Annotated in this window: 19 protein-coding genes and 1 tRNA gene; 11 read left to right on the top strand and 9 right to left on the bottom strand. The window is 38.0% G+C overall.

Annotated features, from left to right (window positions below; all coding sequences use genetic code 11):
• The first annotated feature begins 27 nt into the window (after positions 1-27).
• Both BUA53_RS09230 and BUA53_RS09225 read left to right on the top strand, forming a co-directional pair.
• A complete protein-coding gene (locus tag BUA53_RS09230) occupies positions 28-3222 on the top strand; it encodes an efflux RND transporter permease subunit (protein WP_072835081.1) in 3195 nt (1064 codons plus the stop codon).
• Positions 3215-4645, top strand: a complete 1431-nt coding sequence (locus BUA53_RS09225) for a TolC family protein (RefSeq protein ID WP_072835080.1) — start codon at positions 3215-3217, stop codon at positions 4643-4645. Before BUA53_RS09230 ends, BUA53_RS09225 begins: the two co-directional genes overlap by 8 nt.
• 447 nt (positions 4646-5092) lie before the next feature.
• Here BUA53_RS09225 and BUA53_RS09215 read toward each other — a convergent pair whose 3' ends face one another.
• Positions 5093-5353 carry an EthD family reductase gene (locus BUA53_RS09215; RefSeq protein ID WP_072835078.1) on the bottom strand — a complete coding sequence of 87 codons (261 nt, stop codon included), beginning with the start codon at positions 5351-5353 and terminating at the stop codon, positions 5093-5095.
• 142 nt (positions 5354-5495) lie between these two features.
• Between BUA53_RS09215 and BUA53_RS09210 the strand changes: the two genes are divergently transcribed.
• Both BUA53_RS09210 and BUA53_RS09205 read left to right on the top strand, forming a co-directional pair.
• Entirely contained in the window at positions 5496-5990 is a 495-nt protein-coding gene (locus BUA53_RS09210) for a YybH family protein (protein ID WP_072835077.1), read from the top strand.
• 152 nt (positions 5991-6142) lie between these two features.
• Positions 6143-7687, top strand: coding sequence for an IS1182 family transposase (locus BUA53_RS09205; RefSeq protein ID WP_072835076.1), 1545 nt, complete (start codon positions 6143-6145; stop codon positions 7685-7687).
• A 130-nt stretch (positions 7688-7817) separates the two neighbouring features.
• On the opposite strand, the gene BUA53_RS09200 is transcribed toward BUA53_RS09205, so the two are convergent.
• A tRNA-Leu gene (locus BUA53_RS09200) sits at positions 7818-7901 on the bottom strand.
• A gap of 402 nt (positions 7902-8303) precedes the next feature.
• Between BUA53_RS09200 and BUA53_RS09195 the strand changes: the two genes are divergently transcribed.
• Positions 8304-9536, top strand: a complete 1233-nt coding sequence (locus tag BUA53_RS09195) for an NAD(P)-dependent oxidoreductase (protein WP_072835075.1) — start codon at positions 8304-8306, stop codon at positions 9534-9536.
• Here BUA53_RS09195 and BUA53_RS09190 read toward each other — a convergent pair.
• The 3 genes from BUA53_RS09190 to BUA53_RS09180 form a co-directional block, all read right to left on the bottom strand.
• Entirely contained in the window at positions 9511-10221 is a 711-nt protein-coding gene (locus BUA53_RS09190) for a tRNA1(Val) (adenine(37)-N6)-methyltransferase (RefSeq protein WP_072835074.1), read from the bottom strand. The two genes, BUA53_RS09195 and BUA53_RS09190, sit on opposite strands and share 26 nt — an antisense overlap.
• Positions 10222-10231: 10 nt before the next feature.
• A complete protein-coding gene (tsaD, locus tag BUA53_RS09185; protein WP_072835073.1) occupies positions 10232-11254 on the bottom strand; it encodes a tRNA (adenosine(37)-N6)-threonylcarbamoyltransferase complex transferase subunit TsaD in 1023 nt (340 codons plus the stop codon).
• A 90-nt stretch (positions 11255-11344) separates the two neighbouring features.
• Entirely contained in the window at positions 11345-12589 is a 1245-nt protein-coding gene (locus BUA53_RS09180; RefSeq protein ID WP_072835072.1) for an ABC transporter permease, read from the bottom strand.
• Between the two features lie 150 nt (positions 12590-12739).
• On the opposite strand from BUA53_RS09180, the gene BUA53_RS09175 reads away from it, so the two are divergent.
• On the top strand, positions 12740-13105 hold the full coding sequence (locus tag BUA53_RS09175) for a response regulator (protein WP_072835071.1): 366 nt from the start codon (positions 12740-12742) through the stop codon (positions 13103-13105).
• A gap of 248 nt (positions 13106-13353) precedes the next feature.
• Positions 13354-14940 carry a peptide chain release factor 3 gene (locus tag BUA53_RS09170; RefSeq protein ID WP_072835070.1) on the top strand — a complete coding sequence of 529 codons (1587 nt, stop codon included), beginning with the start codon at positions 13354-13356 and terminating at the stop codon, positions 14938-14940.
• A gap of 11 nt (positions 14941-14951) precedes the next feature.
• On the opposite strand, the gene purB is transcribed toward BUA53_RS09170, so the two are convergent.
• Positions 14952-16298: an adenylosuccinate lyase gene (purB, locus tag BUA53_RS09165; RefSeq protein ID WP_072835069.1), complete on the bottom strand. Its 1347-nt coding sequence runs from the start codon at positions 16296-16298 to the stop codon at positions 14952-14954.
• A 112-nt stretch (positions 16299-16410) separates the two neighbouring features.
• Between purB and BUA53_RS09160 the strand changes: the two genes are divergently transcribed.
• Positions 16411-17145 carry a menaquinone biosynthetic enzyme MqnA/MqnD family protein gene (locus BUA53_RS09160; protein WP_072835068.1) on the top strand — a complete coding sequence of 245 codons (735 nt, stop codon included), beginning with the start codon at positions 16411-16413 and terminating at the stop codon, positions 17143-17145.
• Positions 17146-17303: 158 nt separating this feature from the next.
• Here the strand turns inward: BUA53_RS09160 and BUA53_RS09155 are convergent, their stop codons facing one another.
• On the bottom strand, positions 17304-18137 hold the full coding sequence (locus tag BUA53_RS09155; RefSeq protein WP_072835067.1) for an FkbM family methyltransferase: 834 nt from the start codon (positions 18135-18137) through the stop codon (positions 17304-17306).
• Positions 18138-18189: 52 nt separating this feature from the next.
• On the opposite strand from BUA53_RS09155, the gene BUA53_RS09150 reads away from it, so the two are divergent.
• From BUA53_RS09150 to BUA53_RS09140, 3 genes are read left to right on the top strand one after another with little or no spacing between them, the layout of a single operon-like run.
• Positions 18190-19104: a glycosyltransferase gene (locus BUA53_RS09150; protein ID WP_072835066.1), complete on the top strand. Its 915-nt coding sequence runs from the start codon at positions 18190-18192 to the stop codon at positions 19102-19104.
• Positions 19105-19111: 7 nt separating this feature from the next.
• Positions 19112-20053, top strand: a complete 942-nt coding sequence (locus tag BUA53_RS09145; RefSeq protein ID WP_072835065.1) for a glycosyltransferase family 2 protein — start codon at positions 19112-19114, stop codon at positions 20051-20053.
• The gene (locus BUA53_RS09140; protein WP_072835064.1) at positions 20046-21044 is read left to right on the top strand and encodes a glycosyltransferase family 2 protein; all 999 of its coding nucleotides are present in this window, start codon (positions 20046-20048) and stop codon (positions 21042-21044) included. The genes BUA53_RS09145 and BUA53_RS09140 overlap by 8 nt, the downstream gene beginning before the upstream one ends.
• On the opposite strand, the gene BUA53_RS09135 is transcribed toward BUA53_RS09140, so the two are convergent.
• Complete coding sequence (locus BUA53_RS09135) at positions 21045-21965, bottom strand: glycosyltransferase family 2 protein (RefSeq protein ID WP_072835063.1); 921 nt, start codon at positions 21963-21965, stop codon at positions 21045-21047.
• Complete coding sequence (locus BUA53_RS09130; RefSeq protein WP_262494394.1) at positions 21962-23032, bottom strand: glycosyltransferase family 4 protein; 1071 nt, start codon at positions 23030-23032, stop codon at positions 21962-21964. Before BUA53_RS09130 ends, BUA53_RS09135 begins: the two co-directional genes overlap by 4 nt.
• Between the last annotated feature and the right edge of the window lie 45 nt (positions 23033-23077).

Raw genomic sequence — 23077 nt, 5'->3', positions numbered from 1 at the left:
TGGTTCACCCTCTAAAAGAATTTATCAATGTTTAATAAGTTTATACACAGGCCTGTCCTGTCCATCGTCATATCGCTCATTATTGTTTTTTTGGGTGTGCTGGCCATCACCAATCTGCCTGTCACTCAATTCCCTTCTATCTCACCACCTAAGGTAACTGTAACAGCAGAATACCCGGGAGCCAATGGTGAACTCATGACAAAGGCTGTTCTTATTCCATTGGAAAGAGCCATTAATGGAATTCCCGGAATGAAATATATGGCGTCTGACGCTGGTAATGATGGCGAGGCTACCATACAAATTGTATTTAATCTTGGCACTGATCCTAACCTGGCATCAGTAAATGTTCAGAACCGTGTAGCCTCAGTGGTGAATAAGCTACCACCGTTAGTAGTTCGGGAAGGTGTGAAGATCACGCGGGAAGAATCAAATATGTTGATGTATATCAACCTGTATAGCAAGGACACCAGCATGGATCAGAAATTCCTTTTCAATTTCGCAGATATTAACATCTTGTCGGAATTAAAAAGGGTGAATGGGGTAGGGTTTGCTGATATTCTTGGTAACCGGGAATATGCCATGCGCATCTGGCTGAAACCTGATAGAATGCTGGCCTATAAAATTTCGGCTGATGAAGTATTAAAGGCGCTTGATGAACAAAGCCTTGAAGCTTCGCCAGGAAAAACAGGAGAAAGTTCCGGGAAGCGATCGCAGACCTTTGAATATGTATTGAAATACCCTGGAAGGTTCAGTACAAAAGAGGAATATGAAAATATCGTTTTAAAGTCCAGCCAGGCAGGTGAGCTATTACGGTTGAAAGATGTAGCCGAGGTGGAATTTGGCAGTTCCATGTACGATATTTATTCTACCCTGAATGGCCATTCTTCTGCTGCCATAGTATTGAAACAATCATATGGTAGTAATGCCAGCCAGGTCATAGCTGATGTAAAGGCTAAACTAAAGGAAATCAAAGAAAGCTCCTTTCCTAAAGGTGTGGATTATGAGATCAGTTACGATGTTTCCAAATTCCTTGACGCCTCTATTGAGAAAGTTATTCACACACTTGTAGAGGCCTTTATCCTGGTAGGACTTGTAGTGTTCCTTTTCCTGGGTGATTGGCGCTCAACACTGATCCCGGCCATTGCAGTTCCTGTGTCCCTGGTTGGAACATTTTTGTTCATGCAATTTTTTGGGATCACCCTGAATCTTATCACCCTGTTTGCACTTGTCCTGGCCATTGGTATTGTTGTGGATAATGCCATTGTAGTTATTGAAGCGGTGCATGCCAAAATGGAAACTAAGCATCTTTCGCCATTAAAAGCTACAGAGGAGGCGATGCATGAGATCAGCGGTGCCATTATCGCCATTACATTGGTGATGGCGGCCGTATTTATCCCCGTTGCTTTTATGTCAGGACCAGTAGGAATATTCTACCGGCAATTCTCTATAACCATGGCAACAGCCATTATTCTTTCAGGCCTTGTTGCTTTAACGTTAACTCCGGCGCTATGCGCTATGATGTTGAAGAATACGCACGGAAAAGAGAGGAAAAAAACCTTGCTGCAAAAAATGCTGGATGGTTTTAATAACCGGTTCAATCGTTTGAGTGGCAGGTATCAAAAACTGCTTGGAAAAATCGTTAGCAGGAGAGTGGTCACTTTTGGATTGCTGATAGCCTTTTGTGCAGCCACATGGTTTTTAAATAACAGACTTCCTTCCGGCTTTATACCAAATGAAGACCAGGGAATGTTCTATGCAGTCATTCAAACTCCACCCGGATCATCGCTGGAAAGGACCAACCAGGTTGCTGAAAAGCTACAAAAAATTGCGCAAGGACTGGAAGATGTGCAATCAGTTTCTTCTCTTGCAGGTTATGAGATCCTTACCGAAGGAACAGGCTCTAACTCCGGTACCTGCCTGATCAACCTCAAAAGCTGGGAAGACAGGAAACATTCTGTGCAGCAGGTGATAGATGAACTGGAAGAAAAATCGAAAGAGATATCGGGAGCTACAATTGAATTCTTTCAGCCACCTGCAGTCCCTGGGTATGGAGCAGCCGGCGGCTTTGAATTGCGCTTGCTGGATAAGTCGGGAACCGGGGATTATAAAAAGATGGAAACAGTGAGTAATGATTTTGTAAAGCAACTAAGTAAGCGCCCGGAATTATCATCTGTTTTTACTTTTTATAGTGCCAGCTTTCCTCAATACATGCTGAAGATCGATAATGATATTGCCCAGCAAAAAGGCGTAACGATTGATAACGCAATGAATACACTTTCCACGCTGATAGGAAGTAACTATGAGACCAGTTTTATCAAATATGGCCGTCAGTACAAAGTAATGGTGCAGGCTTTGCCTCAATACAGAGCTTTGCCGGAAGATATCCTGAAACTGTATGTAAAGAACGACCACGACGAAATGGTTCCGTTTTCGGCCTTTATGAAAATGGAAAAAGTATATGGCCTGTCAGAGATCACAAGACATAATATGTACAATTCTTCAGAGATCAGTGGGGCTTCTGCTCCAGGGTACAGCAGTGGATCTGCCATTGAAGCTGTTACAGAGGTGGCCAAAAAAACACTGCCCAGGGGATTTGGAATAGATTGGGCTGGTATATCAGCAGACGAGGTGGCTCGTGGGAATGAAGCTATTTACATATTCCTGATTTGCCTGGTCTTTGTGTACCTGTTACTGGCTGCCCAATACGAAAGCTTTATTCTTCCATTAGCGGTTATTCTTTCCCTTCCTGCAGGTGTTTTTGGTTCATTTCTATTATTGAAGATAATGGGATTAGAAAATAACATCTATGCACAGGTGGCATTGGTGATGCTGGTGGGACTGCTGGGTAAAAATGCTGTATTGATCGTGGAGTTTGCAGTACAAAGACACCGTTCAGGAGAAACAGTTTTAAAAGCGGCTATGCAAGGTGCAGCATTAAGATTTCGACCAATCCTTATGACCTCCCTGGCTTTTATTGCAGGATTGGTACCACTTGTATTTGCCTCTGGGCCCGGAGCTATTGGCAACCGTACCATAGGTGCTGCTTCTGCAGGTGGAATGATACTGGGAACTATTTTCGGTGTTTTGCTTATCCCAGGATTGTATTATGTTTTTGGTAAAATATCGGAAAGACGATTATTGGTAAAAGATGAAAATGAAAATCCTTTAACAGAAGAAATCGATCATCATACAGAGAGAGAAAAAATAGAACACTATGTTTAACCACAAACGACACGGATATTTTATAATAGGAGCCATGATAGCCATGGCAAGCTGTAAGGTTCCATCGGTAGTTCAGAAAACTGAAAACACGATGGTTCCTGAAGCATTTAATGATAGCAGGGATTCCTTAAATATAGCAGCCACGCCATGGCGAAAAATATTTACAGATCAGAATTTGGTTAACCTGATAGATACCGCACTTCAACGAAACCAGGAGCTAAATATCACCTTGCAGGAAATAGAAATTGCAAAGAATGATATACTCTCCCGGCAGGGAGCATTGAGTCCTTTGGTGAGTGCAAAACTTGGTCTTGGAGTTGAAAAAGTAGGCAGGTATACCAGCCAGGGAGCTGGTGATGCTTCTACTGAAATTGCGCCGGGAAAAGAGGTGCCTGACCCGTTGACTGATATTACAGGCGCGGTATATGCAAACTGGGAAGTGGATATATGGAAAAAGCTTCGTAATGCAAAGAAGGCAGCTATTTCACGTTACCTATCAACCATTGAGGGTAAAAATTTCGTTGTTACCAACCTGGTTGCTGAGATAGCAAATTCCTATTTCGAATTGCTGGCACTGGATAATCAGTTAGAGATAGTTCAGCAAACTATCGGATTGCAAAAAAATGCCCTTGATATTGTAAAGATCCAGAAAGAGGCTGCACGTACAACAGAATTGGCTGTGCAAAAGTTTGAGGCCGAAGTGATGAAATCCCAAAGCATGGAGTTTGACATCCGGCAACAGATTAAAGAAACCGAAAACCGCATCAACTTTTTGTTGGCGCGCTATCCTCAAGAAATACCAAGGAATAAGGGTAATTTTTTAAACCTGGTTCCTTCTGTTATTAACTCTGGTATTCCTTCACAATTGCTGGTAAATCGACCGGATATAAGACAGGCAGAATTGGACCTATCAGCTGCAAAACTGGATGTGAAAGTAGCGAGGGCAGAATTTTACCCTTCCCTTGATATATCAGCTGCATTAGGTTTACAGGCATTTAAGCCTGCTTACCTGGTGAAATTTCCTGAGTCGATGCTTTACTCGCTGGCAGGAGACCTGGCAGGACCGCTTCTGAACCGGAATGCTATTAAAGCGGAATTTTATAATGCCAATTCCCGCCAATTGCAGGCTATGTATAATTATGAACGTAGCATATTAAATGCCTACCTGGAAGTTTCCACACAGCTTTCGAAGATCGATAACCTTAAAAAGAGCTATGACCTGAAGTCAAGGCAGGTAGAAGCTTTGACCAAGTCAATTGATCTTTCCAATGACCTATTCAAATCCGCAAGGGCAGATTATTTTGAAGTTTTAATGACCCAGAGAGATGCTTTAGAATCGAAACTGGAATTGATAGAAACTAAAAAAGAGCAGTTGAATGCAGTGGTAAATATCTATCGTGAACTGGGAGGTGGATGGCGATAAAAAATGATGGAAATAAAAAAGAGCTGGCAGTTAATGCCGGCTCTTTTTAGTTTACTGAACAATGAAGCCTTTTATTGTAAATGGTTCTTCGTTTTTGAAGCCTGTTCAAATTGAGTCAATACAGCTAGAAACCTAATAGTTATGAGATTTTAATTGAGATGTAGAAGGTGTGATTCAGTATTTCGGACCATTTACAAAAGACCAGTTATCGAGTCCTGGAAAGGCGATCCAAGGGAAATTATAAGTAAGGAAACTACAAGATTTTTCGAAATTCCAGGGTTGTACAAACGCATATTCTCCGGATATGTCGGAGGGTTGGCATTCAGTAGTTGGGAGATGGAATTTGATGAATTGGAGGAACTCACCTTTAAGGTATGTAAACAACAGGCTTTTATTAAACGCTAATTGTATTGTATAAATAAATTTGAACATCCTCGTTATTTGGTGCTAAATTTTTCTATCAGCAGCACATTTTTGTCCTATATCAGACCGAAAAGCGGTCATCATTGCGTCCAATGACTCAAAATATAGATTGGCCATACGATAGGTTTCTGAATGTCCCGTAGTTGAGATAATTGAACCATCATTTATTTCATACTTTATTAATCCAGGTAATTGTTTTGCCAATGGAACGTGCACATCAAAATAATGTCTTTCAAAAAACTCTTTGTCCTTGGGAGTTTTGTAAATCACAGTCATTTTTGCCATTGCTGAAATATTTGAATTAATATAAAATTACTATTCCTGTTTTGCATGTTTTTTTGAATTAAGTTGTAATATTTTATTTAGTAATTTCTTGTATATCCAAATAATGGGCATATTTTAAAAGATTATAAACCAATAAATTATTATGAAGCAAATTTTTATTTTCATGGCGGCTTCTGCTATGATCGTATCCTGTACTAACTCTAAAGGAGAGGAAAAAGACAAATCAGCTGAGCCTACCAAAACCACTGCAACTGTTACCTCTAAAGAACTAAATCAACAATTTGACAATGCCTGGAACAGTAAAGACTCATCAAAGCTAATATCTATGCTGGCAGATGATGTGCAGCTTTTATCTGCTGCCACACATATGAATGGACGTACTGAAGTTACTGAAAGATTTATCAGGCACAACCTTCCTGTAACAAGTAACCTGCGAACTAATGTAGTAAGCACTGGCGAAAGTGATGCGCTGGCATATGAATCGGGTACTTTCTCACTTGATGTAGCACCGCCAGGAGCTAAGCCTTTTGTAAATAATGGCAATTATACTTTTGTGTGGAAAAAGCAGGCTGATCAATCCTGGAAGGTAAGCTCTATAGTGATGGAAGATCTTCCACCCGTAATAAAAAATAAGTAAATTTTACTTTACACTATGAAGAGGCTGTCTCAAAAGTATGAGGCAGCCTTTTATTTTTTCAGTTTTTTGGTTGGATTTATACACAGATTTACTGTATAAAAAAGGTAAGGTGGTGTCAGCTGTATTGCAGGGTTTTTGCGGTAATTTACTGCATGCCAAGAGGTAAAAAACTCAAAGTCGTATTCAAACAGGATTTTCAGTCTCAGGGGTCGCTTCTCCCGCTCGATCTTAATGATCTGGTAGCTATTGATCATCCCGTTCGCACCATCAACGCAGTTTTAGACAAGGTTGATATCACTTCCATTGTGAAGACCTACAAAGCCGGTGGCGCCAGCAGTTATCATCCGCGCATGCTTCTCAAGGTGATGGTCTATGCGTATGTCAGTAATATTTACAGCAGCCGCAGGATCGAAGAAGCCCTGGGGCAGAATATTCATTTTATGTGGCTGGCAGGCATGCAGCGGCCCGATCACAACACCATCAACCGCTTTCGCGGCCAGCGTTTGCAAAAGACCCTGAAGCCTGTCTTCAACCAGGTGGTGCTGATGCTGTGTGAGGAAGGGCTTGTGAACATCCGCGATCTGTATACAGACGGAACGAAGATCGAAGCCAATGCCAATCGTTACACCTTTGTATGGGGTAAGGCCATCAAGACCAGTCGGGAACGGATTGTAAAGCAGTTGGATGAGTTGTGGCAGTATGCCCTGATGGTGGCAGCTTCGGAGATGGATGATACCGATCCCTCCGGTTTTAAAAAAATCAGCAGTGAGACGGTCAACCAGACCATCGACCGGATCAATGAAGTTTTAAAGGATAAGAAGATCGATCCAAAGGTTCGCGGCAAACTGAATTATGCCAAAAAGCACTGGCCTTCTTCCGTGGACAAGTATGAGCGGCAGGAAAAAATCATGGGAACAAATCGAAGCAGTTTTAGCAAGACCGATACGGATGCATCCTTCATGCGAATGAAGGAAGACCACATGAGAAACGGGCAGCTGAAGCCTGCTTATAATGTTCAGATCTCCACCAATCGTCAGTTTATTGCGCATTACAGTTTACATCAAAACACTTTCGATACAGGTACCCTTACCACGCATTTGAGCGAACATATAAATGCATCGCACATCAAACCCTCAAGTGTAACTACTGATGCAGGTTACGGCAGTGAAGAGAACTATCAATGGCTGGAAAAAAAGAGGATCACCGCTTATATGAAACACAATGAGTTCGACCGCAATCAACACAAAACGACCAGGGATAAAAAACCTTTTTCAGCAGATAAGCTATGCTATGATGAAGGAAAAGATCAGTACCGGTGTCCATCCGGGAAGGTGATGAAGAACGTCGGTACAAAAATACGGACAACAACAACCGGCTATCAGCAGCAGATCACAAAATACCAGACGAAGAAATGTGAAGACTGCCCGCTGCAATCGCAGTGCAATCCGAAGAGGTCTATGCGAACCATAGAGATCAATCACAATCTCAGGCGACTGAAACTAAAGGCAGACAAACGGCTTAAAACCAAAAAAGGAATAAAAAAACGAAAGCAGCGGTGTCATGATGTTGAACCTGTGTTCGCAGCCATCAAACACAATCATCACTTCAAAAGATTTATGCTGCGAGGCCTTGAAAAAGTAAAGGTTGAAACAGGATTACTTGCCCTGGCGCACAATCTTAGAAAAAAAGTAGCCTGAAAAGGGCTTTTTTTGAGAGCTTCCCGCCAAAACCCTTCCCCAATCGTCACAACCAGCAAGAATCACGTAAACCAGATCCCAAAATAAAAAAGGGTATCTCATTTTATTGAGAACCCTCTTTTTAATTCTGTGCCCGGGACTGGAATCGAACCAGCACATTCTTGCGAACGGCAGATTTTGAGTCTGCTGCGTCTACCAATTCCGCCACCCGGGCGATCCTTTACCCTATAAATAGGGTATTTAAGGGCTGCAATGTTACAACATTCTATTCAATTGAAAGAAATCTGTCTTTATTTTTTGATCTGATTATTTGCAACAGCTTTTTTTGTGAACAAATAAATTGCCCAGCACCAACAATATTTTCTTTACGAAATTCATATTGCCCAATTTTAATATTACCAAATGGCAATAACTTAATGTAAAGCTCTTACTTTAATCAATTAGAAAATGCCAATGAAACATAATTAACATTTGCAGTATTTATGAGACTTATAATTCATTTATAAAGGGGATAGTTTAATAATTTTATAGAGTTTGATTAATTTTCTTCCATCCAGGAGAAAAGGATACCACTAATTGAGAGGTTTTGACTTTTGTATAATTAGAATGCTAGTATATGATTAAAATCGGATTGTTAAAAGAAGGCAAGATCCCTCCCGATAACAGGGTAGCATTAATTCCTTCTCAATGTAAATGGCTTGTCAAAAATAATTCAGATATTCAGATTAAAGTTCAAAGTTCAGAAAATAGGTGCTTTAGTGATGAAGAATATAGGCGAGCCGGAATTGAAGTGATTGATGATCTTTCAGATTGTAGTATTCTTTTAGGAATTAAGGAAGTTCCAGTGTCCCAATTACTTAAGCATAAAACCTATTTATTTTTTTCTCATACACGTAAGAAACAGGTATATAATCAGCGTCTTTTACAAACTATCATTGAGAATAAATGCACCCTGATTGATTATGAATGCATGGAACATGAAGATGGCCAGCGAATAATAGGATTTGGATTTTTTGCAGGCATAGTAGGTGCGCATAATGGAATGATGGCATATGGTCAGCGAACGGGAAGTTTTAAGCTGGAGCGGGTATATAAGCAAAAAGATTTTAAGGAGTTGATTCATTGTTATTTTGGATTGAAAGTGCCCAATATCAAAATAGCTGTTACAGGATCGGGTAGGGTGGCACATGGTATATTGGAAGTGATGAACCTGATGGGAATAATAGAAGTAGAAAAAGAGGAATACCTCTCAAGAGATTTTGCCTATCCCGTATATGTTCAATTAAAAGGTTCTGATCTGTATGCTCATAAAGAAAACGGTTCATATAGCAGGGAAGATTTCCATGAACATCCTGAAAACTATGTATGTCTTTTTCAGAATTATGTATCTCAAACGGATATCCTGATGAATGGTGTGTACTGGGATGTGAATGTCCCGCGCTTATTCAGTCTGCAAGCTGTTTCTGCCAGCGATTTCAGGATACAAGTTATTGCTGATATTACTGATGACAGTAACGGTTCTGTACCCATTAACCTTGGTGACCAAACCATTGAAAATCCTGTATATGGAGTGGACAGGCACTCCTTCATTAAAACGCCACCTTTTCAACCAGGTTCTGTTGATGTTATTGCCGTTGGCAATTTGCCTAATGAACTGCCAAGGGATGCATCAAAATACTTTGGAGAACAGTTGATCAAATTTGTTCTGGACGATCTTTTTACAGGCCAATCCGATATTTTGGAAAGAGCCACCATTGTTAAACAAGGCCATTTGACACCCAGGTTTGAATATCTGCGGGACTATGCGGAGGGTAAAACTGGGGTTACAGGTATAAATAATAATCTTTAAGAAGATCTTTAAAGTTTTCAGAATAAACTTCTCCGTTTTTAATTGGTATCACCTCAATGCCGGGCAAGCCTTTTCTCTCTTTGCCTGCCATGATCATTACACGGAAAGGGGAGTGGGTAGTTGTTTGTTTTATGATCAGGGTTTTATGAAGAAAAAGATTTTGTCCTAATAACATTTTCTCCGCTTCTAAAAGCCTCTTATACGGGAGGATCAAGAAAAAATAGCCCCTACCTGTTAGAGCTTGTGAGGCATATCGGATTATGTCCTTTAGGGTAAGACTAATACTATGGTGGGCTAAATTGTTCTTAAGTTCAGGTGATTGTAATTCATTTTCATAATAAGGGGGATTGCTGATAATGCAATCATATTTTCCTACATGTTCTAATATATCTGACTTAAAAATGGAGATTCTGTCTTTCCATGGTGAAACTGATATATTTTCTAAAGCCTGGCGGGCTGCATGATCATCCAATTCTACAGCATCTATGTTCCCGGTATTTTTTTGAGCTATCATCAAGGCTAACAAACCTGTTCCTGTACCAATATCAAGAATCTTAGAGCAATGCAATTTTTGGATCTCAGCTGCACACCAGGCACCAAACAAACAAGAGTCTGTGGTAACTTTCATGGCACAATGGTCCTGGTAGACAATAAACTCTTTAAATTGGAAATAGGGATTAGGCACAATCAAGTTTTTATGACCAGGCAGCCCTTGCGCTGGCGCTTACAGACAAATCTGAAAACTCATTACTTATATACCTGTAATAACCAGTTATAGCAATCATGGCAGCATTATCTGTACAGTATTCAAATGCGGGAATATAGCCTTTCCAGTTATTATTAGTACATAGTTCCTGAAAACTTTTTCTAAGGCCACTATTGGCAGATACTCCCCCCGCAAGGCATAGTTCTCTTATGCCTGTTTGAAGGGCTGCTTTTTTTAGCTTCTTCAAAAGTATAGATATGATCTTCGCCTGAATAGAAGCACAAATGTCTGAAAGGTTATTTTTTATAAAATCTGGGTCTTTTTTCGTTTCTTTTTGTAAAAAATATAGAATAGAGGTTTTTATACCGCTAAAGCTAAAATCAAGAGCTTCTATTTGCGGTTCGGCAAACTGGAACCTTTTAGAATTACCTTCAGCAGCATATTTATCAATCAGCGGTCCTCCGGGGTATGGAAGTCCAAGAAGTTTGGCTGATTTATCAAATGCTTCTCCAGCTGCATCATCCCTTGTTTCTCCAATCACCTGCATTTCGGATGTGCTGATGACTTTTACGATTTGTGTATGCCCCCCACTTACGGTGAGGCAAAGAAACGGGAAAGAAGGTTTGTTCACACCTATGAGGTTGGCCATTACATGTGCCTGCATATGATGAACGGATATCAATGGTTTGTTTAATGATAGAGCTAATGACTTTGCAAACTGTGAACCCACTAATAATGACCCTATTAATCCAGGAGATTGCGTAAAAGCTATAGCATCCACAGAGCTTAAACTGACTCCCGCCTGCTGTAAAGCGATATCTATTACTGGTACTATGTTTTGCAAATGTGCCCTGCTGGCTAACTCGGGGACAACTCCTCCATATTGTTCATGCACCTTCTGATTTGCAATAAAATTTGATAGAATTTCGCCATTCCTGCATATTGATGCTGATGTTTCATCGCACGATGATTCTATACCCAGAATAGTGACCTTGGACTGATTAATTTCCATTGTTAAACAGCTGTAAATAATAAAAATGCTTTTACAAAGAAATGAAAATACTTAGGGATGTAAACAAGTAAAGAAATGACTTTAGATATATTAACTTCTTATGGCTACTACCGGATCCATCTTCGCGGCCTGGGAGGCTGGTATAATGCCTGCAAGAATACCGGCAACGATACAAATAATAATAGCTATTAAAATGATAAAAGGTGAAAGAAAGAAAGGAAAGTCTATTAAAGAACTAGCCACCTTGGTAAGAATAAACACCAGGAGCAAACCCATAATACCCCCGATAATGCAAAGAAAGGCTGATTCCAATAAGAACTCCATCAAAATGACCCTGCTCTTGGCTCCAATAGCTTTTTTAAGGCCAATCTGGGATGTTCTTTCCTTAACAGTAACGAACATAATATTGGCAACACCAAATATGCCTACAATAAATGCCAGGGCTCCGATAGCCCAGCCGCCGATATTGACACTAACGAAAGCTTTTTCAAGCGACTCGCTTAAGTCATTAATATCATTTAATGCAAAGTTATCTTCCTGTGTAGGGTTTAAGTGCCGGATAGATCTCATGGTTCCGGTGAGTTCATCTTTCAGGACTTTACTGCTAACAGCCGGTGCACCTTTCACCATAATAATGGGATCTGACCGTCTTTCGTCAATGACTGATTGCGCAAATTGATAGGGTATGATCATGCTTTTATCAAATTGCCAGCCACCAACTATCTGGCTTCCCTGCTTTTTTATTACACCAACAACATTAACCTTACTTCCTTTTATATCGATAACTTTTCCAGGAGCTCTTTCAGCTTCACCAAATAATTGTTCCGCGATCTCATTTCCAATGACCACAGAATTATTTCCTCGCTGGAATTCTCCTTCAGTTAAAAACCTTCCATATTGTATATCAAGGGGCTGAATATTGGTATAATCCTGTGAAACCCCGTATAGACGTACATTGCTAAGTGTATTGCCATCAACTTCAGCATTGACACTTGAACTAATAAAAAATGCCGCATAACTGGCAGTAGATGTTCTTTTCTTGATCTCCGCAACTTCCTCATACTGAGCTAAAGGACGTTTGGAATATTTCCAAAAAGGGTAATCTGCTCCGCCTCCCCATTCCCATTTATCGATATAAATTGTATTGTTACCCAGCGATTTTAACTGGTTTTGAATATTTGTTTGAAGGCTATTTACTGTTGCCAGCACGCCAATAATGCAAAATATGCCTATTGTGACACCGAATAAGGATAGAAAGGTCCTAAGCTTATTTTTCCAAAGCTCCTGCAGGGCCATTTTAAAACTACTGCCTATTATTTCCAATATGCGGCGCATAGTTCAAAAGTAAATCTTTGTTTTCTTTACACATTTAGAATTTAGCACATTCTTTGATAACAATATTCTATTTTCCCTAATTTCATATAGTTCATTTTTTCGGGTAAATAACCCTAACCATTTGAAAATTTCCAATATTGTTTAAGAGCTATGGCTAAGATTTTAGTAATTGATGATGATCCGGATATAAGGACAGTATTGAATATACTGCTGAAAAAACAAGGTCACCTGGTGGATACAGCTTCCAGGGAGGAAGAAGTGTTTGAAAAGATAACTGAATTCCAGCCAGCTATTATCTTGTTAGATGTTTTACTTTCTGGTGCGGATGGGCGTATGATTTGTCAACAGGTAAAAGCAAATAAAGAAACAAGTCATATTTCCGTAATTATGTTTTCGGCGCATCCTGGAGCTGCAGGTAAAATTGATTCTTATGGAGCTGATGATTTTATAAGTAAACCTGTAAATACAGATAGCCTGATTTCCAAGATACAAAACCAGTTGAAGCTTTCTAACTAAGAAGGGTACATCTTAGCTATTTCCCTATATATCTTTATTAAATCTTAAGGGATTTTTAAGTTTTGAGTAATTCTTTAGCTTAATCATCTCTCCATAGGCATATTCTTTTATTTCAAAGCTTTTAACGTATGATGCTGTACTTTTGCGCGTCCAAAAACTCAATTTATATCTTCTGATAAAGCCCCAGATGCCTCGGGGTGAGCACACGTATGACGGAAGATTATAAAGGATGAATTAGGATTAACAACATGAAGTATCAGCAAGAAATAGAAAAGCGTCGCACTTTTGCCATTATATCGCACCCCGATGCCGGGAAAACTACGTTGACTGAGAAGTTTTTATTATTTGGTGGGGCCATACAAGTGGCAGGGGCGGTAAAGAGTAATAAGATCAAAAAGGCAGCCACTTCTGACTTTATGGAGATAGAACGTCAAAGAGGTATTTCAGTAGCTACATCTGTAATGAGCTTTGAATATGAAGGCACTCTCATCAATTTACTAGATACACCTGGCCACAAAGACTTTGCTGAAGATACATTCAGAACATTGACGGCTGTTGACAGCGTGATCCTTGTCGTAGATAGCGTGAATGGTGTGGAAGAACAAACAAGAAGATTAATGCAGGTGTGCAGAATGCGTAAAACACCTGTAATCGTTTTCATCAACAAACTGGATAGAGACGGAAAGAATCGTTTTGACCTTTTGGAAGAAATAGAAAAAGAGCTGAGTATATCACTGCATCCTATGACCTGGCCCATAAACCAGGGAAAGGATTTCAAAGGTGTATATGACCTCCACAATAAGAGTATCCGCCTTTTTACTGCTAATACAAAGGCAATAGATGAGGATACCATATCCATATCAGATCTTTCCTCTACGGTCTTAAATGAAAAATTAGGTGAACGTGACGCTGCAACCTTAAGAGAAGATGTTGAATTAATTGACGGCGTTTACGGCGAATTGGATGTCAATGATTATTTAAGCGGTGACGTAGCTCCTGTATTTTTTGGTAGTGCCATTAACAATTTTGGTGTAAAGGAAATGCTGGACACCTTTATCCGAATTTCTCCTAAACCACGCGACAGGGAAACAAATAAAGGTCTGGTAAAAGTGGATGCAGATAAGTTCAGTGGTTTCATTTTTAAGATACATGCTAACCTTGATCCTAAGCACAGGGACAGGATAGCTTTTTTAAGAGTATGTTCCGGCAGATTTGAACGTAATAAATACTTTCATCATGTGCGCCTGGATAAAGATGTTCGATTTAGTAATCCATATTCTTTTTTAGCCAGGGAGAAAAACGTTGTGGATGATGCTTACCCGGGAGATGTAGTTGGTTTATTTGATACAGGGAACTTTAAGATAGGGGATACACTTACCGAAGGTGATGAATTCTTCTTTACCGGAATTCCTTCTTTTTCACCGGAAATATTTAAAGAGGTAGTGAACAAAGATCCAATGAAGACAAAGCAACTGGAAAAGGGATTGATACAACTTACAGATGAAGGGGTTGCCCAGTTGTTCACACAGTTTGGTGGAAATAAAAAAATCATAGGTTGCGTAGGTGAACTTCAGTTTGAAGTGATCCAATACCGGCTACTTCATGAATATGGAGCTTCTGTAATTTTTAACAGCGTGCCATTTTATAAGGCTTGCTGGATTACGAGTGAAGACCCTAAAAAGCTGGAAGATTTTATCCGGTTTAAGTCTGGGAACATTGCCATTGATAAGGACGGACATTTAGTATACCTGGCGCAAAGTGAATGGTTCCTGAATACAGAAAGAACCAATAACCCTGATGTCGAATTTCACTTTACCAGTGAAATTCATAAGTAAACAGGCATTAATTAGTACTCGGGACACTTACCGATATAATTTTGTGGAGTTATGACTTTCAGTTCCTTTTTTAAAGTAACAGGGATTTTAAGGCCATCAATGAATTTTTGAATGGCTGCTTTGTCAATCTTTTTATTTCCTCTTGTAAGGTCTTTCAGTGCTTCATAGGGGTTGGGATATTGCTCCCGGCGCAGAACAGTTTGAATAGCTTCTGCTACAACGGCCCAGTTATTTTCAAGATCTGAATTTATTTTATCGGTATTTAGTACCAGTTTATTAAGACCTTTATCAATGGATTTGAAAGCCAGGATAGTATGTGCAAAAGGAACTCCTATATTTCTTAAAACAGTGGAGTCAGTAAGGTCTCTTTGTAATCTTGATACAGGTAGCTTGGCGGACAGGTGTTCTAATAGCGCATTTGCCAGACCTAAATTACCTTCTGCATTTTCAAAATCTATAGGATTTACTTTATGAGGCATGGCGGATGAACCTACTTCACCTTTCTTTACTTTTTGTTTAAAATAATCCTGGGATATATAGCTCCAAATGTCCCGGCAAAGATCAATAAGGATTGTGTTAATTCTTTTTATACAATCAAAACCTGCAGCTAAATTATCATAATGTTCAATTTGGGTAGTAAATTGAAGACGCTGCAGACCTAAAGTATCCTGTATAAACTCATTAGCGAATCCAATCCAGTCTTTTTTAGGGAAAGCAATATAATGTGCATTAAAATTACCTGTAGCACCTCCGAATTTAGCACTGATAGGGATGTTTATCAATTGTTCTATTTGATTTTCGGTCCTTTCTATAAATACCATTAATTCTTTTCCAAGTGTAGTGGGGCTGGCTGGTTGTCCATGAGTGCGGGCAAGCATGGGGATTCCTTTCCATTGCCTTGCCAATACCTTCAATTCAGCTACTAGATTGAACACGGCAGGGAGGTACTCAAATTCAAGTGCGTGCTTCCAGGATAATGGAATTGATGTATTATTTATATCCTGGGAAGTTAATCCAAAATGCACCCACTCTTTAACACCTGTTTCTCCAATTTTATCTAATTGCTTTTTAATAAAGTATTCAACAGCCTTTACATCATGATTTGTGACCTTTTCAATATCCTTGATCTCTTGTGCCTGTTCAATAGAAAAGTTGTCCTTCACCAAGGTCAATTGTTCTGCAGCTTTGGCAGATAATTTAAATACTTTTTTATGCGAGAGAAAGAGCAGGTATTCCACTTCCACTAAAACTCTGTATTTCATCAATGCATATTCTGAAAAATATTCATCCAGGTGTTGCACTTGATTCCTGTATCTTCCATCAATTGCAGAAATAGCGGTAAGTGAAGAAAGTTCCATGTGTTTTAATGAAAAAGTTGATACTGATTGTGATTTTCAACCTGAAGAATTATGATTTCAGTCGGGCATTCAACCTTAAACAGCGTTTATATTTGCGGCAAAATTAAATGATTTGGGTAAGATAAGAGTTGCGGCAGTAAGTTATCTCAATACTAAACCATTATTATATGGAATAGAACGACATCCTGTTAGAGATGAAATTGAGCTGATAGTGGATTATCCGGCTAAAATAGCTCAAATGCTAATTGACGATAAAGTAGATATTGGTCTTATCCCTGTAGCTGCGACACTGAAGCTTAAGGAATGGCATACAGTTTCTGATTATTGTATCGGTGCAAATGGTCCTGTGGCATCTGTTTGTATTTTCTGTGAAATGCCTATTGATGAAATCGAGACTGTTTACCTGGATTATCAATCCCGAACTTCAGTAAACCTTGCTAAGGTTTTATTAAAGGAATATTGGAAGAAAGATGTTGTATTTCTAGATGCAAAAGGAGAGGACTTTCGTCAAAAGATTGTTGGATCCACTGCAGGTGTAGTAATAGGCGACAGAGCCCTTGAACAAAGACAACATTCAACTTATATATATGACCTGGCAGAAGCCTGGAAATTGCATACCGGACTTCCATTTGTTTTTGCGGCATGGATAGCTAATAAAAAGCTTCCGGCAAAATTTGAACGATTATTTAATGAAGCCAACAGCATGGGATTTGATCATATTGATGAAATTGTCAAGCAAAACCCTTTTGAAGCTTTTGATTTAAAGAATTATTATACTAAGTGTATTGACTATAATCTTGATGAGACAAAAAGGAAAGCAATGCAATTGTTTTTAGAGAAGTTGTGATCCTAGCCCACAAGCCCAGCTATATTCCAACAAAAGCAATCAATTGTAAACAGCATAGACTTGTAAACTACCAGAACAGTTACTAGTAAACATGCATTAGTGAGCCCTTGTATGCTCAAAGAAATTTATTGTTTAAAAGTAATTTTAATAGCTAACCTTCAATTCTTAAAGCAAAAAATATTTAACTGAACATCATAATCCCTTTTAGGCTTTATATCATTATACACAAAAGGATAGTCATAAACACTTGTTGCTTCTTTGATATAAAAATTGAAACCAGATTGATTGATTATTTCTAAAATTTCAATAAGCTCATTATTTTCCTTAAAGCTACCGTGATATTCCAGGAACATATTTTGTACAAAGTGTAAATTTTCTTTTATATCTTTTAATACTTCATATTCTGCTCCTTCTATATCTATTTTTAAGAAATCTACTTTTCTATGAATAAAATCCTTCAGCCTAATTGCCTGAACGGTGGATGAGTTGGCTCCAGAACTATTTGCAATTTTACTGCCCATATTTCCTTCATTTTTGAAATGCAGCTCGGTATCAGTAATCCAAACTGCTTTCTCTTCTAGCGTTACATCTTTTAATTTAAAAGAAGTTATATTTTTACTTAGAAGCTCAAAATTTTTTTTATCAGGTTCAAAAGCAATGATTTGAGCATCATTATATTTTTCTTTCAAGTAAATCACACTCAATCCAATGTTGGATCCACAATCAATAATATAGGGAGACAGGCCAAGATTGATTTTATATATTTCCTGTACAAAGATTTCTTTTAAGCCATGAAGAAAATCTGAAGGACTTATGTAAAAGATGGTATTTCCTTTGTAATTATATTGACGGACCTTACCTGCTGGTATATGTTTTAGCTGTTTGATCTTGAACCAACTCAATCCTGCTTTTTTATAAGGATTCAAAAGGGCGTTTTTAGTCCGCGCCGTTATACCTCTCCATAAATTGAGAACAAAAGATTTACTTTGCATTTTTCTAAATATTTGCAAAGTAAAGTATTGTTGGATAAGAAAGTGTCAATTGATGTTATCTGTAATAATTTGTTCGGTAAATGAAGAACTTCTTTCTAATATAAAAAGAAATATTGCTTCTACTATTGGCTTAGAATATGAATTACTGGTCTGGGATAATAAAGGCAAAAATTATGGCCTGTGTAAGGTTTATAATTTAATGGCTGGAAAAGCCCGTTTTCCATATGTGTGCTTTATACATGAGGATATTATTTTTGAAACTCCAAACTGGGGTAAGATAGTATTAGAAATTTTCGACACGAAAAAAGAAATAGGTTTATTAGGTGTTGCAGGAGGGAAGTATAAAGGAAAATATTTATCAGGATGGTTTTCAGGCATTAAAGGAATGGATTACTTCCATATAATTCATAAGAACAAAAACAACGAACAAAACTTATCGAATTCCAATCAATGGGAAACACCGGAGGTAAAAGTTGTAACTATTGACGGAGTTTTTATGTGTGCCAGAAAGTATGTTTGGGAAATGACAAAGTTTAATGAAGATTTGCTCAAAGGGTTTCATTTTTATGATATTGATTTTTCATTGCAAGTCGCGCGATCATATGAAGTAATAGTAACCAATAGAATTGATATAATTCATCTTACCCAAGGTGGAGATTTTGGCAATAATTGGGTTAAAGAGGCTTTATCTTTCCACACAGCTAATTCCAATGTATTGCCATTTTATTGTGAAAAAGTAAATGCCTATTCAGCGGAGCAAATAGTTGCTAAAACCTGGCTGGATAGGTTGAAAACAGAAAGGATCAATTTGGGTTATAAACTAAAATGGATAAACGTACAACACTTATATAAGGTAAAGGCTTTATGGCCGTTTGTGGTAAAGTTTTTATTATACAAACCTTCAGGAATTGCATTTATACATGATCTACTTAAAAAGTACAAGGGACAAATTTTAAATAAAAAATAAGTAGCTTATGGACCAGGTTTTTTTTTCTATTTGCATTCCCGCTTTCAAACACGAAAAAAATATAAGGCGGTTGCTTAATTCTATAGAAGTTCAATCGTTCAGAGATTATGAAATAATAATCAGTGATGATTCTCCAGATAATTCCGTCCAATCTGTAGTAAGTGCATTTACTTCATTGCCTATTAAATATTATAGAAACATTCCTTCACAGGGCATGCCTCGTAATTGGAACTTTGCAATTTCAAAAGCTTGTGGCCAATGGATAAAAATCATGCATGATGATGACTGGTTTTCAGATAAGGACAGCTTAAAATATTTTGCAGAAGAAACTACAAAGGGTGGAATGTTTATCTTTTCCAGGTATATGGATGTTTTTGAGAATGGGAAGGTAACAAAACCATCATTTTCATCCTATTTGGAGAAAAGAATACTGAGGAATCCTGTTTCGTTGATGGCAAAGAATGTAATTGGCCCTCCTAGTGTTACCTTGATTCATAATAGTATAAAAGAACAATATGATGAGCGATTCAAGTGGCGGGTAGATATTGATTATTACATAAGTTTATTATTAAATCGAAATAGTTTTTCAATTATAGACAGGCCACTTATTAATGTGGGAATTAGTGCTGCCCAGGTAACGAATTCTTGTTACAATGTGCCGGAGGTTGAATTGCCCGAATCATTATTAATTATTGAAAAATATGGTTTATTGCCATTTCGAGATATTCTTGTTTATGATGCATGGTGGCGCATGCTTAGAAACATGAATATTAGAAGTAAGGAAAAAATATCCATGTATGCTTCTGGTCAAGTTCCCTCAATAATCCTTACAATGATAAAACATGAGTCGTTTATTCCTATTAAGATTCTTAATATAGGTGTAGTTTCAAAGATATTGATGTTTATATCTTATTTGCTTAATAAAAAATTAATAAAGATTGATGTCTGAATCATTGTCGATTATCATTGTCAATTATAACTCAATAGAATTAATTAAAGATTGTATTGCGTCTGTCTACCAATTTACCAATAGCCTTGATTTTGAAATATTGGTGGTTGATAATTCAGATTCAAAAAAGGATGAGATATTACATGATTTTCCCCATGTCAGCTGGATTCCGATGAAATACAATGCCGGTTTTGCCCGGGCTAATAATGAAGGTATACGGCAGGCGAAAGGGGAGGTAATTTTGCTGATGAACCCAGATACACTGGTGCAGGATAATGCGATAGAATTATGCTTCAAAAGGTTTGTCTCTTCATCTTATCCTGGCTGTGGGGTGCAGCTTTTAAATCCTGATGGGACACCACAGATCTCGGGAAATTTCTTCATTACCGGCGGGGTTAATAATCTTTTGCCGTTGCCGTTTTTTGGTAAGCTGCTCAAGTGGCTGGGTACTACGTTAAAAGTTAAAAAAACTAATGTGCCTGAGGCTGAAGGTGAGCATGAAGTAGATTGGGTGAATGGCGCATTCCTGATGGTGAAAAAGGCTGCAATAGAAAAGGCAGGTTTACTTGATGAGGATTTTTTTCTTTATGCAGAAGAAATTGAATGGTGTTCACGATTGCGTAAGCAGGGACCATTATGTATTTACGGAGATCTGCATATTATTCATTTACAAGGAGAAACAGCAAATGAAACCTTTGGGTCGTCAGGCAAAGGATATTATAATTTATTCGATAAAAAAGGCAGGCAAATTCTTCTTTCAAATTTTGTAAGAATAAGGAAGCAATATGGTGTACTATGGTTTTTGTTTCATTTGCTTATTTATGTAATAGAAATTCCTTTCTTCCTTTGTATAGTGCTCATTCAAAAAATAATTGGAACTAAAGTAAGATATAATGGAACCCATTTTTTTGGGTATGTACGTAATTTATTTTTTTTATTAAGCCAGGCTTTAACGATTATTAGGAATAAACCACATTTTTATAAGGCCTAATTAATACCACAGCCTTGCTTTAACCTTTGCAAGGTAACAGAGATCATTTTTTCCAATAGGTTTCCGTATTTCACTAGCTGGGATCTTGAATACTTGCACCCATCCTTTAACCCATCCCTTAAAATGAAAGGAAGTCTTTATCAGGTATTGAAAACTCCATAGGAGGGCGGTGGTATAAAAATATTTAACAGGTAGATATTTCCATGCTACCGTAGCTTTATTAACCCACATTCCACGCAGTTTCTCCTTATTAGTCAACCGGCCTTCTGGAGATTCCTTATGTAAAGCAACAACCCTGTCATCATAAATAATCTTATACCCTGCTCTTATACAGCGGTAACTCAAATCATATTCTTCCATGCCGTAAAAAAAGCTATCGGGATACATTCCCACATTATCAAAAACTTCTCTTTTTATTGCATGAGCACATCCAGCGTAATAATAGGTTTCAAAATGATGCAGCTTTTTTCTTTTTCCAAATTGTTTGTGTGGAAAGGCTGTTTGTTGTAAACTTAATGTTGACTCATAATATACTTTAAAAGCTGCAATCCCTGCTTTGCGATTGACGTCTACAGAGTCATTGAAAATATTTATTGTCTGCAGTAGGGCATCTTTGTTATTGAAAACAGCATCATCATCTAAGAACAAAAGAATAGGCGCGGTGCTTTTTTGTATAGCATAATTTCTTCCTTTAGATACACCTAAATTATTCTCAGTTTTAAAATAGCAAAAAGGAACAGTGGGCGAGTTGGCAATAAAGTTCTCCACATCTGCATAGCTTTCCGATGAACGGTTATTTACAATAATCACTTCTGCTAATAATTCCAGGTTATCAAGCCCGGCAATATTTTTGGCTAACTCCAGCATATCACCAGGCCGGTTATATGTAATGATAACTATAGATAGCTTAGCTGTGTTCATTTTTTAATCCCGATTACCTGCTCCAATTTAGTTGCAGTTTCAGCTGCAATTGTTTGCCATGCATAATAACTATAAAACTTCTGATGGGTTGACGCTTTAGGCTCATTTAGAGAATCTACTATTTTGTCCACAAAACATTGCCAATCTTCATTCCTTACAATCTTCAATTTACTTCCACACACCTCTGTTTTTATACCTTTTGATCCTGACTCTGTGGAGATGGCAGTGCAATTGTTTGCAATCGCTTCAACAAGTTTTGTTTTTATTCCCGAATCATTTGTTACTGTATTTAAAAAAAGATCTGACCCCTGGTAAACAAGTTCAACATCAGAAGCATAATCTATATAGATCATTCTTTTTTGGCTTTTAATCTTATTTTGTAGGTTGCCTGAAAGCCTTTTTCCACTAATGATTATTGTATAATCAAGCTGCTTTTTTTCTAATTCTGGGTTTACTTTGTCAATGAGGTGTTGAACTGCTTCTATATTAGGTTCATAATCTAAGGTTCCATTAAAATAGAATATATACTTACTGTTTAATCCTAATTGTTGTTTCAATACATTATGGGCATCAACTATTTGATTTGGAGGCTCTATACCATATGGAGCAACCCAACATTTTCTTTCCTCTAATTTGAATTCCTTTACGGCAATAGCTTTATCAATTTCACTAATAAAAAAACTACAATCAGCTTTCTGGTGGATCCATTTTTCATATGACCTGTACAACGGCCACCAACTTCTTTTCATTTGCTTAAAACGGTATGTTTCGAGGTTGTGTGAATGAATGGCAAATGGTCTTCCAGTCATTTTTTTTAGAAGCCAGGCAATCCAGCCTGTATAGGAATGTTCTGCTATGATACAGTCAATATCAAGCTTTCGTACCAGGTCGGCAAGTCTTCTAATAATAAAAAGATTTCTTATCATCTCCTTATTAGGATAAATCAGCGGGTATACCGGAAATGTGGTTTCTATTGCTTCTGTGTTGTCGCGTGAAACTACCATGTGTATATCATGATAGTTACTTAAATACTTATAGAAGTAAAAAACTCCTTTTTGCCCTCCCATATGAGGTGGAAATATTTTAAACGAAGTCAATGAAAGCAACCTTGC

This window comes from Flavisolibacter ginsengisoli DSM 18119, from assembly GCF_900129295.1.
GTDB lineage: Bacteria > Bacteroidota > Bacteroidia > Chitinophagales > Chitinophagaceae > Flavisolibacter > Flavisolibacter ginsengisoli.
This window is presented reverse-complemented; position numbering and strand designations above follow the sequence as displayed.